Below are 20230 nucleotides of genomic sequence, written 5' to 3' on the forward strand. Positions count from 1 at the left end.
TTATTTTACAGTCAATCGCGCGAATAAAGCAATGCGTCCACTACCAGCGGAAGCAGTGCGGGAGCCACACCTGCGTCGGTCAGATAATGCTCATCTTCCTTGAAGCGGCTTATAAACTTCTCGGCATCGCCGTTATCGTTGTCTATCGACAGATTATAGTAGTTTATCGCCTCCTTAATATCGCCTGTCACAAGATTAAGATGCCCCATATTGAGATAATCATTGGCCGACGGCGCATCGCCAAGGACTTTCTCATAATACACTCGGCTCCGTTCATACTCTCCTGCGACAAAAGACGCCCAAGCGACAGGACGCCATGCGCGTGTAGACTTGTTATCAAGAAACTCCACTTTATAATAGTAGTTCAACGCCTCTTTTACCTGCCCAAGTTCAAGCAGGCAGTGTCCTATGCTTAAGGCAGTGTTGAGATCATCAGGCTTCTTAACTTCTATACGACGATAATATTGCAGGGCCTGTTCACGCCGGTCAAGCATTCTGTTGCATGCGGCAAGACGGCGCAATGTCCAAAGGCTGTCGGCATTTAACAACTCGGCCTGTTCGTAATATTCCAGCGCATTGGCGATATCGCCTTTCTGCTGCATACAATAACCCATTTTCTGAAACAGCTGCGCATCGGGCGGCATCTTGTCGGCAAGCATCCGGAATACATGAAACGCATCGTCATAATATCCTCTTTTGAAATAAAACTCGCTGACAACAGACAAGGTCTCAAGGTCGGTTAAATCGGGGACAAGCTGTGGCAACTGAAGAAGATTCAACGGACGGCTGAACGGGTCGTTAAAATCGCCTTTACGCCGAAACAGTTTAAAGAATCGATAGACTCCCTGCACATATTTATTGACCAAGTTGTTTTTTTCTTCAGAAACCGTACCGAGACCAGCATTACGCAGTTCAAGCTCATTAATATTCTGGGCACCAAACTGCGACAGCATCATCTTTTTCTGCATAGCCGGCACAGAGGACAGAGCAAATACGAACGAAAACTTATCGCCGTCACACAAAAAAGGCGAGGCCTGTATGATACCGCCGACAGCCGCCAACTCGCTTCCGAGAGCACCGGTCACTGCAGTATGTTCAATATTGAACGGCATAAACCAGTTGGCCACTTCCGAAAAAAAAGGGAATCCTTTCAGACTGGAGAATGTAGACATGAAAACATCACCCCCATCTTCCTGCATTTTTGACAATTCCTTTATCTTATCGGTAATGCCCGACCGGTCAAGCAGTTCCTGCCATTCGGGGTTTTCTTCCATATCGACTATATCGGGCATCGACGTGATGTCGCGCATGCGTTTGGCAATATCAGGACGCAATTTCATCATTTCAGGAATCAGTTCATCCATCATTTTACGGTTTATACGCTCGGTATCGCGTGTCCTGATAAACTGTAAAAACACAGTCTTTACATCCTCATGCCATGATGTGACATCACGGAGCACCTCTATTCGTTGCGACACCTTGATGCCGGTAATACGATTGCGGTTGACAAACATGGCCAACAAAGCTCCACATAATGCAATAAGCGATATGCGGCTACTGCCGGCCAACTGATAAAAGTCGAACAGCATTAAAAGACGACGTTCGTCATAATAATGTGTAAGACCGAGCATAAGAGCGGACACAAGCATTTCCCGGAAATAATCGGGCACCTCCTCCGCTTCAAACAGCATCTTGACAGCGTTTTCTTCATCAGACGAAAACGGATAAGCAATCCATACCTGATTGAAAACCCTGCGCTCAAGCATCTCAAGTTCAGTGCGCGCACGGGATGCAGGGCTGTTTTCTGCACCGGTGACAAGATTGTATATCGACATCTCCGACAAAAGACTTCTGTACCTCTCGGCAAGCACGGGCAAATTACCGTCAGACTGCATAGCCTCATACCTAAGCGTACTGAAGTAGACCGAGGATGACAACGGCTTTGTCATATCCCTCGATATACGGTCGGTCATATCATATATACCACGTACAATCGATGCGTATATGTCAGACCGTCCGGGATCATCCACACCCTGTGTGGCATAACGGAGCATCATCGAATAGGATTGCTCCAGACGGTCAATCTCGTCAGTCAAACGCCAGTCGCCCAAACGAGCGCTGTAAGAGCGCAATTGCTGAAAGGCGTCGCGAAGACGATTACGTGACACATATGATTCTATTTTGGCGGGAATGTTTTCCGCAGAGGCATGCTTCATCTTATATTTTTTGACAATTATAACAAACTATAGAGCAAAACATATGCCAAACTAAGTATAAAAAATATAAAGGCATAAAAAAAGTCTCCGCCCTGTATGGGGCGGAGACCAAGGGTCTATTTAGGAGTTTCCTGAAAATTAGTCTTGAGAGAAGATTACGATACGGTTCCAGTTGTTGGTGTCGTAGATCTGAGAGTCGCTACCTTCAGCCTTGATAGTAAGACGGTCTGCAGAGATACCATATTCTTTGGTAAGCATATTGTATACGTTCTGTGCACGACGCTCTGAAAGCTTCATGTTGTAAGCGGCAGTACCGGTATCCTTATCAGCATAACCCTTGATAACCACGTTAGACTCGGGATTAGCCTTCATCCACTGTGCGATGTTGAATACATTGACAGCTTCAAGTGAAGTGATCTTGGCAGAGTTGATGGTGAAGCGTACGGTAGACATAAGAGGAGCACCTGCTTCGGGGCATTCAACAGCAACAACTTCGGGGCAGGGAAGCTGAGCCTCGGCAGCAGCAAGGCGTGCGCCACAGTTGGCGAGCTCACCGCGGAGGTCATTAACCTGATTGTTGAGCTGGTTGATATAACCGAGATATTCGCAGGGGTTGAACGACTTGAAGTTCTTGCCACCGATATTGAAAATGAAACCACCCATAGCAGTCATATTCATATCAATAGAGTTGGTACCGTATGCGATGCCGTCGAAAGTGTCGCCATAGAAAGAGTAACGACCTTCAGCAAAGAAGTCAACATACTTGCTGAGACGGAAACGGAACTGCAAACCTACAGATACGGGGATTTGCCATACGCGAGTTTTGTACTTACCGTCATTGATGGGGGTATAAGCGTGGTTGAAATCCCAAGAGTAAGAGCCACCGACTCCGACGAAAGGAACGATGCTGAATACACGGTCGGCGTTAACATTGCCGAAGCTATTGAACATATCCCACATCAAATCAACGTTTGCATTCACAAATTTAGCCTTCTGATAAGTCTTCATAGCCTCAAAGTGATAAGCGGCAGCCTGAGCTGAAACACGCCATCCCAAGTAGGGAGTAAACCACTTACCGAAACCGATACCATAAGCGGCAGTGATGTGATGCTTGCCATGTCCGGGATTGTAATGCTCAACGATGGGAGTTTCGATACCAGCACCAATCTGGATAAACCAATTGTCTTTCTTCTGAGAATAGTAATGATCAGCGCATTCTGCAACTTCAGTAAATGTGGCCTCCTCAATTACTACAGCCTCCTGAGCTTGAGCAACGTTTGCTGACATAAGCATTGCGCCACATACAGCAAAACCAAAAAGGATGTTCTTTTTCATTCTTCTTTAATTTTAATTTATACAAATTATTTTAAACCCTTTGTTTCCTCTATTATGCCCGCCTCTTACTGCCACGTGAAACAGTATCGGCGAGTTTTGATATATTAACACGATTGTAAATATCTTTGTTCAGAAAATTTTTCACAAAGGTAAACTATTGTTGAATATCATGCAACTTTTTTGGACATAATTTAACACTGAAATGTTAACCTTCACATTATTAAATTATACGTCGATATCAAAATTTATTTTAATCACAGCATATTAAGTCATCAGGCCATTAATCGGTAATAATCGTAAATTATACGTATATTTGCATATTAGATTTTACAAATGGAAGAAAAAAACAATAACAAAAAGAATATAAGACATCCGTTACGGACTCCGAGGCGCTTCAGGCTATCATTTATTAATGAAAATACTTTTAATGAAGTATGGACACTGAAGTTCACCGGACCTAAAATTATAGCGGCTGTGGCATTTGTGATATTCGCCATAGGGTGCATGGCAGCGACGATAATAGTGCTTACTCCCATACGTACCCTACTCCCGGGCTATCTGAAAAAAGAGCAGAGACAGGAGAATATAGTCAACGCCATGCGGGTCGACTCACTTTCGGAGATAGTAAAAACCAATAATGCCTACATGAAAAATCTGGCGGATGTGCTGAACCCGTCATCTGCGCCGGCCAAGCAGTCAATACCCAAGGCAGAGATTGCCGCCCTACCCCCGGATTCACTTCTGCCGCCAAGCGAAAACGAAAAGATGTTTGTACGCCGGTTTGAAGAAGCCGAACGCTTCAATCTGAAAATAAAATCGCCTGCCGCCGCTGACGGCATAGCATTTTTCGCTCCTGTAAACGGCGCCACCACAGAGGCCCCCCGCAATAGCGCTACGGAAGTCACGCTTATCGCCCCGAAAGAGGCGGCCATATGCTCCATATACGGAGGTACGGTAATAGGCACCTACACCACGCTCAATCGGGGTACTACTGCAATAGTCCAGCACCCCAACGGCTTCATATCGAAATACTCAGGCATTGCCACCCCATTTGCCGTTACCGGCGATAAAGTTGAAGCCGGCAGTGTCATAGGACTTGCCGGAAACGGAGAAAATACGAAAGGTTCTCTGATTTCGATAGAACTATGGAACAACGGCACAGCTCTGAATCCCCGTGATTATATTCCTTTTTAAGGAAAATCTTTCATAAATAGAGTATTTTACACTAAATTTGCATACTGATTATAACACCTGAATTATCTTCATGGCACAGATGCAAATTGCAGTCTTGGGCAGTACCGGTTCAATCGGTGTCCAGACCCTTGATATCATATCGGAATACCCCGAATTGTTCAAAGCCCATACCTTGGTGGCAGGACGCAATGTTGACCGTCTTATTGAACAATCCATAAAATACAGGCCTTCGCTGGCTATTATATCTGACGACAGGCTGTACATGCGCCTTAAGGAAGCGCTTGAACCATACGGTATCGCAACGGCTTCGGGCCGTAAGGCAGTGGCCGAGGCCATGCAGCAGACATCGGTCGACACAGCGGTTATAGCAACAGTTGGCTACAGCGGACTTGAACCGACTCTCAAAGCCATCGAGTCAGACAAACGCATAGCCCTTGCCAATAAAGAAACTCTTGTTGTGGCCGGAGAGCTTGTCAACCGTAAGCTTGCACAGTCACAGTCACGTATAGTTCCGGTAGACTCCGAGCACTCGGCCATATACCAGTGCCTTGTCGGAGAACAGCCACAATCTGTAAGACGGCTTATAATAACGGCATCGGGAGGTCCGTTCCGCACAAAAGGCATAGACGAGCTCAAAACAGTGACGGTAAACGATGCTCTGTCGCACCCGAACTGGGATATGGGAGCCAAAATAACCATCGACTCCGCCACTATGATCAACAAGGCCTTTGAGATAATCGAGGCCCGCTGGCTATTTGACATTTCTCCGGAAAAGATAAAGGCAGTAGTCCATCCACAGTCAATAGTACACTCAATGGTAGAGTTTATAGACGGTTCAGTAAAAGCGCAACTCGGACTACCCGACATGCATCTGCCCATACGTTACGCTCTCGGTGACGCCACGCGGCTTGCGACAACACGGCCCGGTCTCTCGTTGGCCGACTACTCGCGTCTTGAATTTTTCGAGCCCGATGTGGAGAAATTCCCGATGATCAATCTATCTTACCACGCATTAGAACGCGGAGGCAATGTGGCTTGTGTCATAAACGCAGCCAACGAGATAGCAGTTGCGGCATTTCTCGCCGGACGCATATCATTTCTCGACATACGCAGAGTCGTGGAAAAATCATTGGAAAAGATGCCATATATACCGTCGCCTGCGTATGACGATTATGTAAACACCAACTTCGAGACCCGGCAATACGCCGAGTCAATAATCTAACATAAATATTGATGGAAACATTTTTTATAAAAGCGGCTCAGTTGATTGCGGCATTTGCTCTGCTTGTAATAATACATGAGTTTGGCCACTACATATTTGCCCGTATGTTTGGCATTAAAGTTGAAAAGTTCTACCTGTTTTTTGACCCTTGGTTCTCCTTGCTTAAATACAAGCCCAAGAAAAGACAGACCGACAACCCCGACCGTGCCACTTGGCGGGATACCGAATACGGCATAGGCTGGCTCCCGCTCGGCGGCTATGTCAAGATAGCCGGCATGATTGACGAGTCAATGGACAAAGAGCAGATGGCACAGCCGCCTAAGCCATGGGAATTCCGCTCCAAACCCGCTTATCAGCGCCTGCTTGTCATGGTGGCGGGAGTGCTGATGAACTTCCTGCTCGCCATAATAATATACGCCGGCATAGCTTGGTACTGGGGAGAAAAGTATATACCCTTGGACAAAGCATACGAAGGTATGGATTATGTACAGTCGGCACAGGAAATCGGTTTCAGAAACGGCGACATACCCATTATGATCGATGGCACAAAGATAGAAGCCGACAATAACGACAAACTGCTTGACATACTTGAAGCCGACACGGTGACGGTATTGCGCAACCACAAGGACTCCGTAAAAATAGCGATACCCGAGAATTTCATATTCCGTATTAACGAGGACAAAGGCTTTTTCACATACCGTATGCCGGTGTACATTGCATCGGTAGTAAACGGCGAACCGGCCAAAGGTGCCGGTCTCCAAGTCGACGACCGCATAGTCAGCGTGGACAGCGTCGCCACCCCGTCATATACCGAGTTTACCGCCGAGCTTGCAAAAAAAGCCGACAAAAACACGGTTCTCGGAGTGATGCGTGACGGTAAATTCATTTATTGCCCCATAAAGCCCAACTCAGCCGGCAAGATAGGCATTCAGATCAAACCTATAACCGACGTATACCCGGTAGTCACACGCCACTACACTTTCATGCAGTCTATACCCAAAGGCTGGCAGATAGGTACTGACCGACTTTCATCATATGTAAGTTCAATGAAGTATGTGGCCACGGCCGAAGGAGCCAAAAGTCTTGGAGGCTTCGGAGCCATAGGAAGTCTGTTCCCTGAAAAATGGAGCTGGCTTTCTTTCTGGGAAATAACCGCATTTCTGTCGGTAGCGCTCGCATTTATGAATATTCTGCCCATACCGGCTCTTGACGGAGGACACATCATGTTTCTGCTGTACGAGATCATATCGCGACGCAAACCGAGTGAAAAGTTTATGGAGTATGCCCAACTTGTGGGAATGGCATTTCTCATAATACTGCTCCTTTATGCCAACGGCAATGACATATATCGCTTCATATTTAAGTAAATACTCCTCACGCATATAATAATGAAATATCCCGAAATAACTCTGCGCCGCGGTAAGGAGCAATCGCTCCAACGCCTTCATCCTTGGGTATTTTCAGGAGCCGTGGCACATATCCCCGACTCTCTGGAAGAGGGCGACATTGTCGATGTGATAACCTGCGACGGCCGCAAAATAGCTACAGGACATTACCAGATAGGAAGTATAACGATAAGAATACTTTCTTGGGAGGACACCGAGATAAACGACGCCTTTTATCGCAAGAGGCTTGAAGCCGCTTATGGCCTAAGACAGGCTCTACGGCTTGTGACACGTCATAACAATGCCTATCGGCTTGTACACGGCGAGGGCGATTTTTTGCCCGGACTCGTAATAGACGTTTATGGCGATACGGCGGTCCTTCAGGCCCATTCGCCCGGCATGCATTTTGCGAGAGACATCATAGCTCGACAATTGACTCAACTGCCTGACGCCGGTATCAGAAACGTATATTACAAATCAGAGACCACCCTACCCTATAAAGCGCATCTCGACCCGCAGAACGATTATATAATCGGACAATACTCAACCAATATAGCGGAAGAAAACGGACTTAAGTTTCATGTCGATTGGCTAAAAGGACAAAAAACAGGCTTTTTCGTAGATCAGCGCGATAATCGAGCCTTATTGGAAAAGTACGCATACAAGCGCAAGGTACTGAACATGTTCTGTTATACAGGAGGCTTCTCGGTCTATGCGCTGCGCGGAGGAGCTGCCGAGGTTCACTCCGTTGACAGTTCGGCCAAAGCCATAACTCTTACCGACGCAAACGTAAGCTTGAACTTTCCTGACGACACCCGCCATACATCACATGTCGAGGATGCGTTCAAGTATCTGTCGTCAATAGATGACAGCTATGACCTGATAATACTGGACCCGCCCGCATTTGCAAAACATCGCAGTGCGCTTAAAAACGCTCTTATCGGTTATAGAAAACTAAACGCAAAGGCCTTTGAGAAAATAGCCCCGGGAGGCATACTGTTTACATTCTCCTGTTCGCAGGCGGTAAGCAGAGAGCAGTTCAGACTTGCTGTATTTTCGGCCGCGGCACAGAGCCAGCGCAAGGTACGCATCCTGCATCAGCTGACCCAGCCGGCTGACCATCCGGTAAACATATATCACCCCGAAGGAGAATATCTAAAAGGGCTTATACTTTATGTCGAATAAACCACTCTATATATAAATATGTATAAATTTACCAATATCGCCGGAGCGACGCTGATCGCATTGGCATCAACCTCAACCATGGCCGCCGATAAAAAAGACTTCAACTATGTCGTTGACCGTTTTGCCGACATAGAGGTGCTACGTTATAAAGTGCCCGACTTCGAAAATCTGTCGCTAAAGCAGAAGTTGCTGATATATCATCTCACAGAAGCCGCACTTGCAGGCCGCGACATACTATGGGACCAGAACGGAAAATACAACCTCGCCATACGCGACCTTATAGAGAACGTATACAGCAACTATTCAGGAGATAAAGACTCCACTGAGTACAAGGCTCTCGAAAAGTACATGAAGCAGATATGGTTTGCCAACGGCATACACCATCATTACTCCATGGACAAATTCACTCCCGATTTCTCACGTGAGTTTCTTGAAAAGCAGATCAGCCTACTGCCTGCGTCTTCCCGCAACAAAGTCACCGATACTCTCCTCGAGGTGATATTTAATCCGGCAGTCATGCCCAAAAAAGTAAACCAAGCCGAAGGTCAGGACCTCATCCTTACTTCCGCGACAAATATATATGACGGTGTCACTCAGCAAGAAGTGGAGGCCTATTATGCCGCGATAAAGGATACGACCGACATGACTCCGGTATCTTATGGCCTAAATACACGCAAAATAAAAGTTGACGGAAAAGTCGTAGAACAGCCATATAAGATAGGCGGCCTCTACACCGAAGCCATAGAGCGGATAGTCAAGGAGCTCAAAGCCGCTTCGCAATATGCTGAAAACGCGGCTCAGAAAGCCTACATCGACAAACTTGTCGAATACTATACGACCGGTGATCTTAAAGCGTTTGATGAGTACTCCATATTATGGTGTGAGGACACCGCTTCGCAGGTCGACTTTATAAACGGCTTCATAGAGTCATATGACGATCCTCTCGGCATGACCGGTTCATGGGAGTCAATAGTCAATTTCAAGAACGAAGAAGCATCGTCGCGAACCGAAGTTTTAAGTACTAATGCACAATGGTTTGAAGATCATAGCCCGGTTGACCCACGCTTCAGAAAAGATAAAGTAAAAGGAGTGTCGGCAAAAGTGATAACTGCCGCCATACTTGCCGGTGACGCATATCCGGCCACTCCCATAGGCATAAATCTGCCAAATGCCAACTGGATACGTGCCGCTCACGGCTCCAAGTCAGTGACACTTGAGAACATAACACAGGCTTATGACGAAGCTTCGCACGGCGACGGCTTCAACGAGGAATTTGTCATCGACGAGCCTACCCGCCAACTGATGAACAACTACCTGTTTATAACCGACAATCTTCATACCGACCTTCACGAATGTCTCGGACACGGCTCGGGACGCCTGCTGCCCGGAGTCGATCAGGACGCGTTGAAAGCACATGGCTCAACGCTTGAGGAAGCCCGTGCCGACTTGTTTGCACTATACTATCTCGCCGATCCTAAACTGATAGAACTCGGACTGCTTGACAACCCCGAAGCATATAAAGCCGAGTACTATAAATACATTCTTAACGGACTTATGACACAGCTCATGCGTATCGAACCGGGCAAGGATGTGGAAGAAGCCCACATGCGCAATCGCAAACTCATATCGGAGTGGGCTTACGAGCACGGCAAAGCCGACAAGGTCATAGAATATGTCAAACAGAACGGCAAGACCTATATAAAAATCAATGACTACGGAAAGCTACGCAGTCTGTTCGGACAATTGCTCGGTGAAATACAGCGCATAAAAAGTGAAGGCGATTACGAAGCCGGACGCGATCTCGTCGAGAGATATGCTGTCAAGGTCGACAAGGACATACACAATGAGGTACTTGCCCGATATTCTCATCTTTCGATAGCGCCCTACAAAGGTTTTGTAAATCCCGTGTACACTCTTGTATTGGAAACTGACGGCAAATCCGGAGTAGCTGATGTGACCGTATCGTACTCGGAAGATTATATTCCGCAAATGATGCGTTACTCTAAAGAATACTCTACCCTGCCACGATAATACGCACATATACAAATATGCAAAACACCCCGTGACTTTAATTAAGTCACGGGGTGTTTTATCTTAAAGCAGAGATGTCTTTTCCGTAAAGATTTCGACAGAGGGGTCAAAATCTATAGGCTCCATTCCTTCGGCATTGTTTATCGTTATCCGATACACGTAACGGTAACCGTCGTTCCAATGTGTCAGATCACTGTTGGACAATGAGAAAAACAAACGTCCCGTCTTTTTATCGCCGTCGGTCACAACCTGCTGTGGCGGAGTGTTGCCATTGGGCCAAAGCAATGCTCCGGTGGCCTTGTCGTTAATAACACAATCCACGCATATATAGCTTCCAGAGTAACCGCCGGTATCTGAGGTCATAGCCGTCAGATTCTGCGGCAACAGAAATCCGCTGCAACTGTCGGAAAAGCCTGTAGCTGTCGATGTAAGTACTGTAGGGGAAGTGGATCCGTCATAATATGTATACTCCGACAGAGCGGTCAGTCCGCTCCATACACCTGCGGAAGTGGCTACACCCGGAGCGGTTGTCATCTGCGGGAATTTGAATGTACCGGTCTTGTTTATTCCGGCAAGTTTTATTCCTGAGACACTTACCGCAATGCTGGGAGTGGTACTCATCAGCTCTACTTCGACATGACACATCGCATGCCTGAAATTCAGTTTGACCGGCGATGTCGATTGCTCCTCATTCATATTGACGGCATATATAAGATCTGTATTACCGTCATTATCATAGGTTACCGTCTGGTTCACATTTGAAATACCCTCAAGCCACTGTGCCGGACTGTATGCAAAAAAATTGACGGGCGTCGTAGGCCAATACATAACCGGACTATAAGTCCATGTATTGTCGGCATCCTTTGACACCTTGACGTCATCCATGTACAACTGGCCGTCGGTATATGCAAACACGTTAAACTCCGTAAGCGTATTTGTAGTGACCTCGTTGCTGCGCGCCTCATGTCCGGCAAGTGCAGTAAATCTTATTGCATTCTCCTCAACCGGAGCATACCCGGCATCATCTTCGCCACATGCGGCAACAAGCATCGGCAACAGGAATATCGCTGACAATTCTGACCGTTTCATATCTTCTTATTTTATTGGTTAATCATTTTTAAGTTTCATATTCGACAACTATGGTAGTCCATCCGTCGACACTCACGTCAAGGTCGCCCTGCTGAGTAGACCCGATTTCAGGCAGTTCAAGACCGTCGATAACGATATTGACATTATGAGGGTCACTTGCGGCAAGCACCTGCGAAGTCACATCAAACCGGTAACATAGTCTGCGTCCGTCACCAAGGCCTACATACAGATCCAGAATATTCGGAGCCGTTACGTCGACCGTACGGCCAAACGTATAGAACCGCCCTGTTATCATATCGCCGTTTTTCGCAACAGCCTCCACAGGCAACGTCACATTATCACGGCCCAATAGTCCGGTGGCCATGTGTACAGACGAACTCATACCCGATATTACAGCCACCATGAACTTCACTCCGTCGAGATGTCTCACATTTCTTATCTCATAATTGTAAATGGCACAAAGTTCATCAGGACAACACACGATTTCAGTATCAGAGACTTCATTATCATAACCCACATAATCTGCTGTCACATCCACACGCGACCGGGCCGCGGTCCACAGCATATCAGGACACGGATGCATATTATCCAGATCAATACCCATACTGTCGGGAATAAGGCTATGCGGCACTTTCCCCAACGCAGCCGTATACGCATCATAATCCTCGTAATTGCTTTCGTCACGAAACAAAATGTCGTATGTGTCATTGTTATAGACAAGCATATGATATGACCCGGAAGGTATGCTCACGAATCCGCCTTTATTTGAAGCAATATCAAAACGCCATATGGCGCCCGGCCCGATTGGGAAAAAATAGACGGCCATTCCGGCCGGATCAGCTGCCGGAGCCTTGTCCCAGTCAAATACGACCTTAATACGCCTTGTGACTACATCATCGCAAGTGTCATAATCATATATACAGGACGTAAGAACCATACCGGCAACGAGCGCCGCCATGACTGCAAGTATCATATATGACCTTAATACTCTCATAATCACATCCTGTTTCAATCTAACACATATCTGTTTGATTTTGTTTAAACACGTAATATCCGAAAATCAGTCTATACGGCCTGTCGCATTCAGATATTGCGCTTTCGACATACGAAATGCGCCGTAAGCAGCTATATAATCATCTTTAGCCTGCCTGTCAAGTGCCTGCGCATCAAGAAGGTCGGTAATAGTACACATACCCGCGTCATAGTATGCTTTGTTGAGTCGCAGATTCTCTTCGCTCTGCGCTATAGCCTCATAAGCGATGATCATTTTACGGTGAGCGGCCGTGAGATTATCCCACTTGTCCGACATCTCTATTTCAAGTTTTTGGCTCATATTATCAAGCTCGATACGGGCATTATTTAATTCATGCGATTTACGCTTTATCGCATATGAACCGCCCCACCATCCCGATAACGGCACCGACAAAGCTACCATAATACCGGCAAAATTATGACTCTGATTAAACATATCATGATAAAACCATCCGGCACCCACGGCAAGTTTTGGCAGATTATTGCCCACCTCCATTCTCTTTTCAATAAGTTTTGCTTCCACGTTTTTTACAAGCAGTTTGTGGTCGGAAGTCTGCATAAGAGCATCGGAAGGATTTATGTAAACAGCCGCAGGATAATTCGGAACAGTATCCGGTATCTCGCTCAGAACACGTATTCTCGTATCAGTACCAAGCCCCATCTGTTGTGCCAGCAGCATAGTCATGAGTTCTATGCCATTTTCAAGATCTACAAGGTCGGCGCGGTAACTGTTGCGCTTAAGTTCGACTTTAAGATAATCGTTCATCATTGCCACACTCGCATCGACAGCAGCCTTCACTTGCAATCCGAGCGAGTCGAGTACAGTGATAGCGCTTTCAAGGGTCTGTTTCGTGGCGTTAAGAGTCACGAGTTTCCAGTATATGGTTTCAGTCTGTAGCTGCACGAGGTCGGCGCTTTGACGTTTACGTATTCTTGCCACCTCCTCGCCGACTTTGGCAAGTTTGTTACCATTGACAATCTGTCCGCCCATGAAAATCGGCTGCATGGCCCACACTCCGGCCGTCTTGCCCTTATTTATAATGCCGAGTGTAAACAGGTCAAGGACATCGTATTGTATCATGTCATGATTGGCACGAAATGCCGAAGCACCCGCAGATACTTCCGGAAAGTATTTTGTAAATGCTTCACGGCGTGTTTCGATTGCGGAACAAAGATTATTGTCGGCTACATGTATGTCGGAGTTATTTTCAAGCGCCATCTGCTTGCACTGCTCAAGAGTGAACAGCGAATCGGCAACAGAGTCCTGTGCATACATTGAGCCTGACACCGACAATATGCCCAGAATACCGGCTGTTAATATACTATACTTTTTCATAATTACAGTCTTATAAAAGATGAGTTTCAAGAGGTTGTTCAACAGGCTTGTCAGCATCGGCATTCCTGCTTTTCATCATACAATATGCCACCGGTATAACAGTGAGTATGAAAACCATGGTTATAGGTGTGCCCCAGAAAATCACCACACCCATAGGCTTCCATAAGGCGCTGTTACCTATGACCATCGGCAGAACTCCCATAGTTGCGGCCGCCGAAGTAAGGAATATCGGCCTCATTCTGCGCTTGGACGCATTAAGCACCGCATCACGTACAGTCTGACCTTGATTTCTCAACTCTTCGGCATAGTCAAGAAGCACTATGGCATTTCGCACCAATATACCCATAAGCGACACTATGCCCAACACACACGTAAGCGACAGCGCCGTATCCTGTATGATAAGTCCGGCCGCCGCACCGGGCACACACAGCATCAACGACAAAAGCAACAGTAATGACGTATCGGCTTGCGCATAATGGAGCAGCAATATGAAAAATATAATCGCCACTGCCATAGCCAGCCCTGAAAGTATTTCAGGCAGGGTATCCATGGTATTCTCCCACTCGCCTCCACGCACGACATTGACCTCGGCAGGCAGATTCATGTTAGCGATACTGTCAGCCAAAGCCTCGGTACGGTCAATCACATTAATATTGCGCTGGACCTCTGCAATAAGCGATACTGTATATACACCGTTGTAGTGCGTCAGCATTCCCGGTTGCCAATCAGGTGTCACGGTAGATATCTGACGCAAAGGCACCGTACCGAATCCGAGCACCGGCATAGGCTCTTTCTCAAGATTGTCGATATTGCTCCGGTCAGAAGTCGGCGTCTTTAGCGTGACAGGTATTCCGTAATCGCCTTCCCACACCGTTGCCACAGGCAATCCCTGAGAATACCGCAAGGCGAGTGTTGTTTCGATAAGAGTTGAGTTGAGTCCAAGACGTCCGGCTTTAACGTTGTCGGCGTCCACCATGGCCGATGCAAGCGGATTGTCAAGAGACACACGCACATTACGTAGTCCGGGCACATGCCGTGCCACAGACGCCACAGAGTCAGCCACCCGTTTAAGCATAGCCGGATCGTCCCCTGAAAACCTGAATTCTATAGGATAATCGGCCGTAGAATAACTAAGCTGCTTGAACCGCACAAAAGCATCAGGAAAATAGCTCTCATATTTTTCGGTATACTCGTCAAGCACCTCAATAGTGGCGTCATTGTTTTTTGTATTCACTATGAATTGCGCGAAATCGGGTCCTCCGACCTGTGGAGCATAAGTAGCCTGAAATCTCGGCGACGAACAACCGTGAAAAGATGCTATCGACACCACACGGTCATCTTTTGACAATATATTTTCAAGCGAGTCAGCCACCACGGTAGTACGTTCAACCGAAGTGCCTTGAGGCATATTTATTTCTACTGCAAACTGATTGCGCTCGGCAATAGGCATCAATTGCAACGGACGCGACACAAACATCCACACCCCGGCCACAACACATATGACACCAATAAGCAAGGTGGTCTTTGGATGGCCGAAGCACCAGTCAATAACCTTGTCATATCCATTCTGCATCGAAACAAAAAAACTGAATTTCTTTTTTCCGCTTTCTATAGCCTCTTGCTGAAGTTTATAAATAGGCTTCTTTATAAGTTTGTATTGCAAAAACGGCACAAGCAGCTCAGCTACCAGTAGCGATACAAGAAGAATTATAGTCATTCCCCACGGAAAGTCGGTAAGGAAGTCGCGAAACATGCCCTTAATTGTGATAAGAAACGGGAAAAAAGTAACCGAAATGGCAAGAGTGGCCGAAAATATGGCTTTAAAGAATTCGGTACCAGACCTCAATGTCGCCGTATAATGATCGACACCTTCGGATATAAGTTCTACATAATCATCTATGATGACTACCGAATTGTCTACAATCATGCCCAAAGTCACAATAAGACATGCCAGAGTCACCGTATTGAGTTCTATGCCGAAACAATAAAAGAGTCCGAGAGATATAAATATAGCTATCGGTATTGTCGAAGCGGCAATAAGAGCCACATTCAAAGGCAGCAAAAGCATTATAACCACGACAACGGCTATAATAGCCACAAGAAGTTCAACAAGAAAATAGTTTACAGAGCTATTTACCACCACCGGCTGATCCGTGATTTTAAACAGTGTCACGCTCTCGGGTATGTCTTTTTGGAATTCAGCTATCTGCCGGTCAACTTCCTTACCCATTTCCACGATATTATACCCCTCTTTCATCTGGACACCGAGAAGTATACACTTATGCGAATTGTTGGTTATATAACTGTCAGGTTCAGGGTACTCCCTTTTTATTTCAGCTATGTCACCGAGTTTTACCACATCACCGTCAGGTGTCGACAGCACCACTATATCGGCTATATCCGCTATGGTATTGGCCGAGCGGCTTACTATTATCGGTTGTGTGTAATAAGTGCTTTTAAGCGATCCTCCTGTGGTTTTAAAACCTTGAGCCAGCAGCGTGGCACCCACAGTGGTTTCGGAAAGGGCGTAATGTTTTAGTTTTTCGGGATTGAAATATACAGCAATCTCTTCTTTCTGCATGCCGTATACATTCATAGCACCGACACTCTCCACAGCACGCAACCGCGCTTTAAGATTATCCATATATTTATCAAGTTCACGATAAGTTTTGTCATCGCTCTGCATCGTTATCAGCAGAGCCGACGTATCGCCGAAATCGCTCATCGTCTCTACAGCCAGCACACCCGGGGGCAACGTCATCTTCACCTGCTGCATACCTATCTTGAACTCATTCCAGAACGGTTTTGACTCGGCTTCGGTAACATTATCGTCCAATTCGACAAAAATTATCATCATTCCGGCCGTAATCTGCGAATGCGTTTTTTTCTTGTCGACCTGCTTATAGGAAAACACATAATCTTCAAGAGGTTTCAGAACCTCCTGCTCTATCTGTTCTACCGTGGCCCCGGGATATACAGCCGCTACTACTCCTTCGCGTACAGTAAAGGACGGGAACTCGTTTTTATCCATTACTTTCAGGGCATAAATGCCGAAAGCGATAAAAACACATACAAGTAATATCACCTCCTTACGATATTTCAGGCCCAGCGCCACCAATGGATTGGGAGTTAGCTGCTTATCGGACATAGGCCGGGAATTGTTTGTTTCTGACGCCATAATATATCAGAGCTTATGATTACCACTATTTTACAACCGACACTTCGGTTCCCGTACTTACTTTCTGCATACCGGCTACAATCACGCTGTCACCACGCGACAGTCCGTTCACCATCACACCATCATGTGTGAATTGGTCAGATGTTATAAATCGTCTCATAGCCTTACCGTTCTTGACAACCCACACAAACTGTCGGCTGTCAGAATCAAGGAGCACGCTCTGCGAAGGCAATACGAAAGATGATGTTTGGAAATGTATGCTGTCGGCGGAGCAACCGTTGACGGCAACCGTACCGATCATGCCGGGAAGTATTTTATCATCAGGATTAGGTATACTGAATTTTACCGTATAGGACCTTGTCAGAGGATCGGCCACAACAGCCTTCTGGACAAGCCGTCCCTGTAACCGCATGCTGTCAACACCGCCTACAGTTATTGAAGCAGCACATCCGTCATTGAAATTTGAAATCTCTTGTTCGGGTACCGATATGGCTATTCTCATGTCATTCAGATTCACTATTCGCATTACCGGTTGCGCGGCGATTACCGTCTGACCGTCATCCATCATCTTTTCCGACACATATCCCGTGATAGGAGAATACAATGATGCGTCACCGACAGCCCTGCCTGCAAGAGCAGCCGCATTCTCAGCCTGTTTTAGCTTGGACTGCACTTCCACCCATTTTATATCGGGTAAGGCGTTGGCATCATGCAGCTTCTTAAGTCTCCGGTAAGCATCGCGCGCTTCCTCCAGTTCAGCCTGCGCTATATTGTTGGTATTAACAAGGCTTTGGTCCTTTATACGGGCCAACAATTGACCTTTGCTGACCTTGTCACCAACATTCACATAAATCCTTGTAACAGTTCCCGGCACCGAGAAGCTGACAGTAGAGGACTCCGCTGACTCCGTAGTGCCGGAAAACAAGCGTCCGTCACCTCCCTGCGTATTGTCGCCCATGACCTTCACTTCTACTTTTGCAGGAGGCGTAACAGTCTCTTTATCATGATTTTTACATCCGTTCAAAGCCATCAAAGCCATTATGGTCAGTATTGACGGAATAAATGTGCTGCATATACTTAAATGTGCCATAAATAGTTGAATATGTTTAAGTTTTTATCTAATAAACAATGTTAATCTTCCTTATGTTTTGGCGACAGTATCAATTTATTGAACACATTATTATAATACCGACTTGTCATAGTTTCATAAATTCTCATTACTTTTGCAGTATTAAACATTATTTGTAAAATGAACGACTATATTGAAGTCAGACTTGACATATCTCCCTGTGACGAAACATCGACCGACCTGCTTGCAGCGCTATTATGCAACAAGGATTACGAAAGTTTTGTACCCGATAACGACGGATTGACAGCATACGTAAAAAAAGAGTTTTTTGATGAAACGGTGTTCAAGGAAGTAATAGCCGATTTCCCGTTTGAAGCCACGATTGAAGTCCGATGGTCGACAGTCGAGGGCCGGGATTGGAATGCGGAATGGGAGAAAAATTATTTCAAACCTATCGTCATTGATAATCAGTGTGTGATACACAGCTCTTTTCACACCGACATACCCAGTCTGCCATATGACATAGTGATAGATCCCAAAATGGCTTTCGGCACAGGCCACCATCAGACGACATCTTTAATAATAAGACGTCTGATCGAAATGCCTCTTGAAAACAAATCAGTCATAGACATGGGCACCGGAACCGGCATTCTCGCGATACTTGCCGCCATGCGTGGTGCGAATCCGGTCAATGCTGTCGAGATTGACGAATTCGCACACGTAAATGCGGTTGAAAATGTCAGACTCAACGGACATGCCGAAATAAATGTCATACTCGGCGATGCCGGAGCTCTTGATAATCTTGAGACGGCCGACCTGTTTATTGCCAATATCAACCGCAACATCATAACCGCCGACATGCGGCATTATGCATCAAAACTTGCTGAAGGCGGCGACATGTTGCTAAGCGGATTCTATGAAGAAGATGTAGAAACCATATTTGCCGAGGCGTCCAATCATGGACTGAAACATACCGGAACTTATGTGCTGGACAGGTGGACATGCCTGCAATTAAAGAAACTATCTTGATTTTATGAATATAATTGAAGTAAAGGACGTAGTAAAAGACTACTCCGGCCACCGTGCCCTCGACCATGTGAGCCTTAATGTGGAGGAAGGCACCATATATGGACTTCTCGGCCCGAACGGTGCAGGAAAGACATCGCTTATACGTATACTCAACCAGATAACGCGCCCCGATGAAGGAGAGGTATTGCTCAACGGCAAGCCTCTGGCTCCTTCCGACGTCATGCATATGGGATATCTGCCTGAAGAACGAGGACTGTATAAAAAAATGAAAGTGCTGAGCCACATTGTATATCTCGGACGACTTAAAGGCATGTCCAAGAACGACGCCCATCGCGCGGCTATGGAATGGCTCGAAAGAATGGACCTCGCCGAATGGGCCAACAAAAAAGTAGAAGCCCTTTCAAAAGGCATGGCACAGAAAGTACAGTTCATAGCGACTGTAGTACATAATCCTAAGCTGCTGATCTTCGACGAACCCTTCTCCGGCTTCGACCCGGTCAACACCGAACAGCTGAAGAAAGAGATACTCCGACTTAACGATAACGGATCCACCATACTCTTTTCAACCCACAATATGGCTTCGGTTGAAGAAGTATGCAAAGAATTCACACTCATAAACAAGTCCCGCGCAGTACTGCAGGGCAATGTATACGACATCAGACGCCGGTTCAAAAAAAATCTATTCCGTGTACACGTTGCCGAACCCGTACTCGCTCCTGACAACGCGCTGTACTCCATCGTATCACTTTCACCCCGGCTTCAGTCGGGCTGCGAAGCTACCGTAAAACTGAATCAGGGTGTATCGACACGCGATGCCATAAGCAATCTAAACGGCAATTATACTCTTCTCGGCTTTGAAGAGCTTCTACCGTCAATGAACGAAATTTTCATAGAAACCGTCACAGACTCCAATGAACAAAGATAGATTT

14 protein-coding genes are annotated in these 20230 nt (G+C 46.4%); 7 read left to right on the forward strand and 7 right to left on the reverse strand.

The annotated features are described in order from the left end of the window. Positions 1 to 11: 11 nt before the first annotated feature. Both FW767_RS03385 and FW767_RS03390 read right to left on the reverse strand, forming a co-directional pair. Positions 12 to 2216, reverse strand: coding sequence for a tetratricopeptide repeat protein (locus FW767_RS03385; protein WP_121698289.1), 2205 nt, complete (start codon positions 2214 to 2216; stop codon positions 12 to 14). A 138-nt stretch (positions 2217 to 2354) separates the two neighbouring features. After that, entirely contained in the window at positions 2355 to 3551 is a 1197-nt protein-coding gene (locus FW767_RS03390; protein ID WP_121698288.1) for an OmpA family protein, read from the reverse strand. 333 nt (positions 3552 to 3884) lie between these two features. Between FW767_RS03390 and FW767_RS03395 the strand changes: the two genes are divergently transcribed. The 5 genes from FW767_RS03395 to FW767_RS03415 all read left to right on the forward strand — a co-directional run bounded on the left by FW767_RS03395 (position 3885) and on the right by FW767_RS03415 (position 10568). Further along, positions 3885 to 4745, forward strand: a complete 861-nt coding sequence (locus FW767_RS03395) for a murein hydrolase activator EnvC family protein (RefSeq protein WP_121698287.1) — start codon at positions 3885 to 3887, stop codon at positions 4743 to 4745. Between the two features lie 70 nt (positions 4746 to 4815). Continuing rightward, on the forward strand, positions 4816 to 5967 hold the full coding sequence (locus tag FW767_RS03400; protein ID WP_121698286.1) for a 1-deoxy-D-xylulose-5-phosphate reductoisomerase: 1152 nt from the start codon (positions 4816 to 4818) through the stop codon (positions 5965 to 5967). Between the two features lie 11 nt (positions 5968 to 5978). After that, the gene (gene rseP, locus FW767_RS03405) at positions 5979 to 7334 is read left to right on the forward strand and encodes an RIP metalloprotease RseP (RefSeq protein WP_121698285.1); all 1356 of its coding nucleotides are present in this window, start codon (positions 5979 to 5981) and stop codon (positions 7332 to 7334) included. A 21-nt stretch (positions 7335 to 7355) separates the two neighbouring features. Beyond that, the gene (locus FW767_RS03410; protein ID WP_121698284.1) at positions 7356 to 8537 is read left to right on the forward strand and encodes a class I SAM-dependent rRNA methyltransferase; all 1182 of its coding nucleotides are present in this window, start codon (positions 7356 to 7358) and stop codon (positions 8535 to 8537) included. Positions 8538 to 8555: 18 nt separating this feature from the next. Further along, complete coding sequence (locus tag FW767_RS03415; protein WP_121698283.1) at positions 8556 to 10568, forward strand: dipeptidyl-peptidase 3 family protein; 2013 nt, start codon at positions 8556 to 8558, stop codon at positions 10566 to 10568. A 63-nt stretch (positions 10569 to 10631) separates the two neighbouring features. On the opposite strand, the gene FW767_RS03420 is transcribed toward FW767_RS03415, so the two are convergent. The 5 genes from FW767_RS03420 to FW767_RS03440 form a co-directional block, all read right to left on the reverse strand. Then, positions 10632 to 11657: a fimbrillin family protein gene (locus FW767_RS03420; RefSeq protein ID WP_121698282.1), complete on the reverse strand. Its 1026-nt coding sequence runs from the start codon at positions 11655 to 11657 to the stop codon at positions 10632 to 10634. Positions 11658 to 11685: 28 nt separating this feature from the next. After that, positions 11686 to 12651, reverse strand: a complete 966-nt coding sequence (locus FW767_RS03425) for a DUF5119 domain-containing protein (RefSeq protein WP_147438698.1) — start codon at positions 12649 to 12651, stop codon at positions 11686 to 11688. 66 nt (positions 12652 to 12717) lie between these two features. Beyond that, entirely contained in the window at positions 12718 to 14025 is a 1308-nt protein-coding gene (locus FW767_RS03430; RefSeq protein WP_205523796.1) for a TolC family protein, read from the reverse strand. Between the two features lie 10 nt (positions 14026 to 14035). Beyond that, positions 14036 to 17203 (reverse strand): efflux RND transporter permease subunit, encoded by a 3168-nt coding sequence (locus FW767_RS03435; protein ID WP_235898014.1) that lies wholly within the window; start codon positions 17201 to 17203, stop codon positions 14036 to 14038. Between the two features lie 25 nt (positions 17204 to 17228). Further along, the gene (locus FW767_RS03440) at positions 17229 to 18293 is read right to left on the reverse strand and encodes an efflux RND transporter periplasmic adaptor subunit (protein WP_121698278.1); all 1065 of its coding nucleotides are present in this window, start codon (positions 18291 to 18293) and stop codon (positions 17229 to 17231) included. A 159-nt stretch (positions 18294 to 18452) separates the two neighbouring features. On the opposite strand from FW767_RS03440, the gene prmA reads away from it, so the two are divergent. Beyond that, positions 18453 to 19301: a 50S ribosomal protein L11 methyltransferase gene (gene prmA / locus FW767_RS03445; RefSeq protein ID WP_121698277.1), complete on the forward strand. Its 849-nt coding sequence runs from the start codon at positions 18453 to 18455 to the stop codon at positions 19299 to 19301. Between the two features lie 4 nt (positions 19302 to 19305). Beyond that, entirely contained in the window at positions 19306 to 20226 is a 921-nt protein-coding gene (locus tag FW767_RS03450; protein WP_121698276.1) for an ABC transporter ATP-binding protein, read from the forward strand. Positions 20227 to 20230 lie beyond the last annotated feature (4 nt).

Origin of the sequence: Heminiphilus faecis (genome assembly GCF_008728965.1) — a bacterium.
GTDB lineage: Bacteria > Bacteroidota > Bacteroidia > Bacteroidales > Muribaculaceae > Muribaculum > Muribaculum faecis.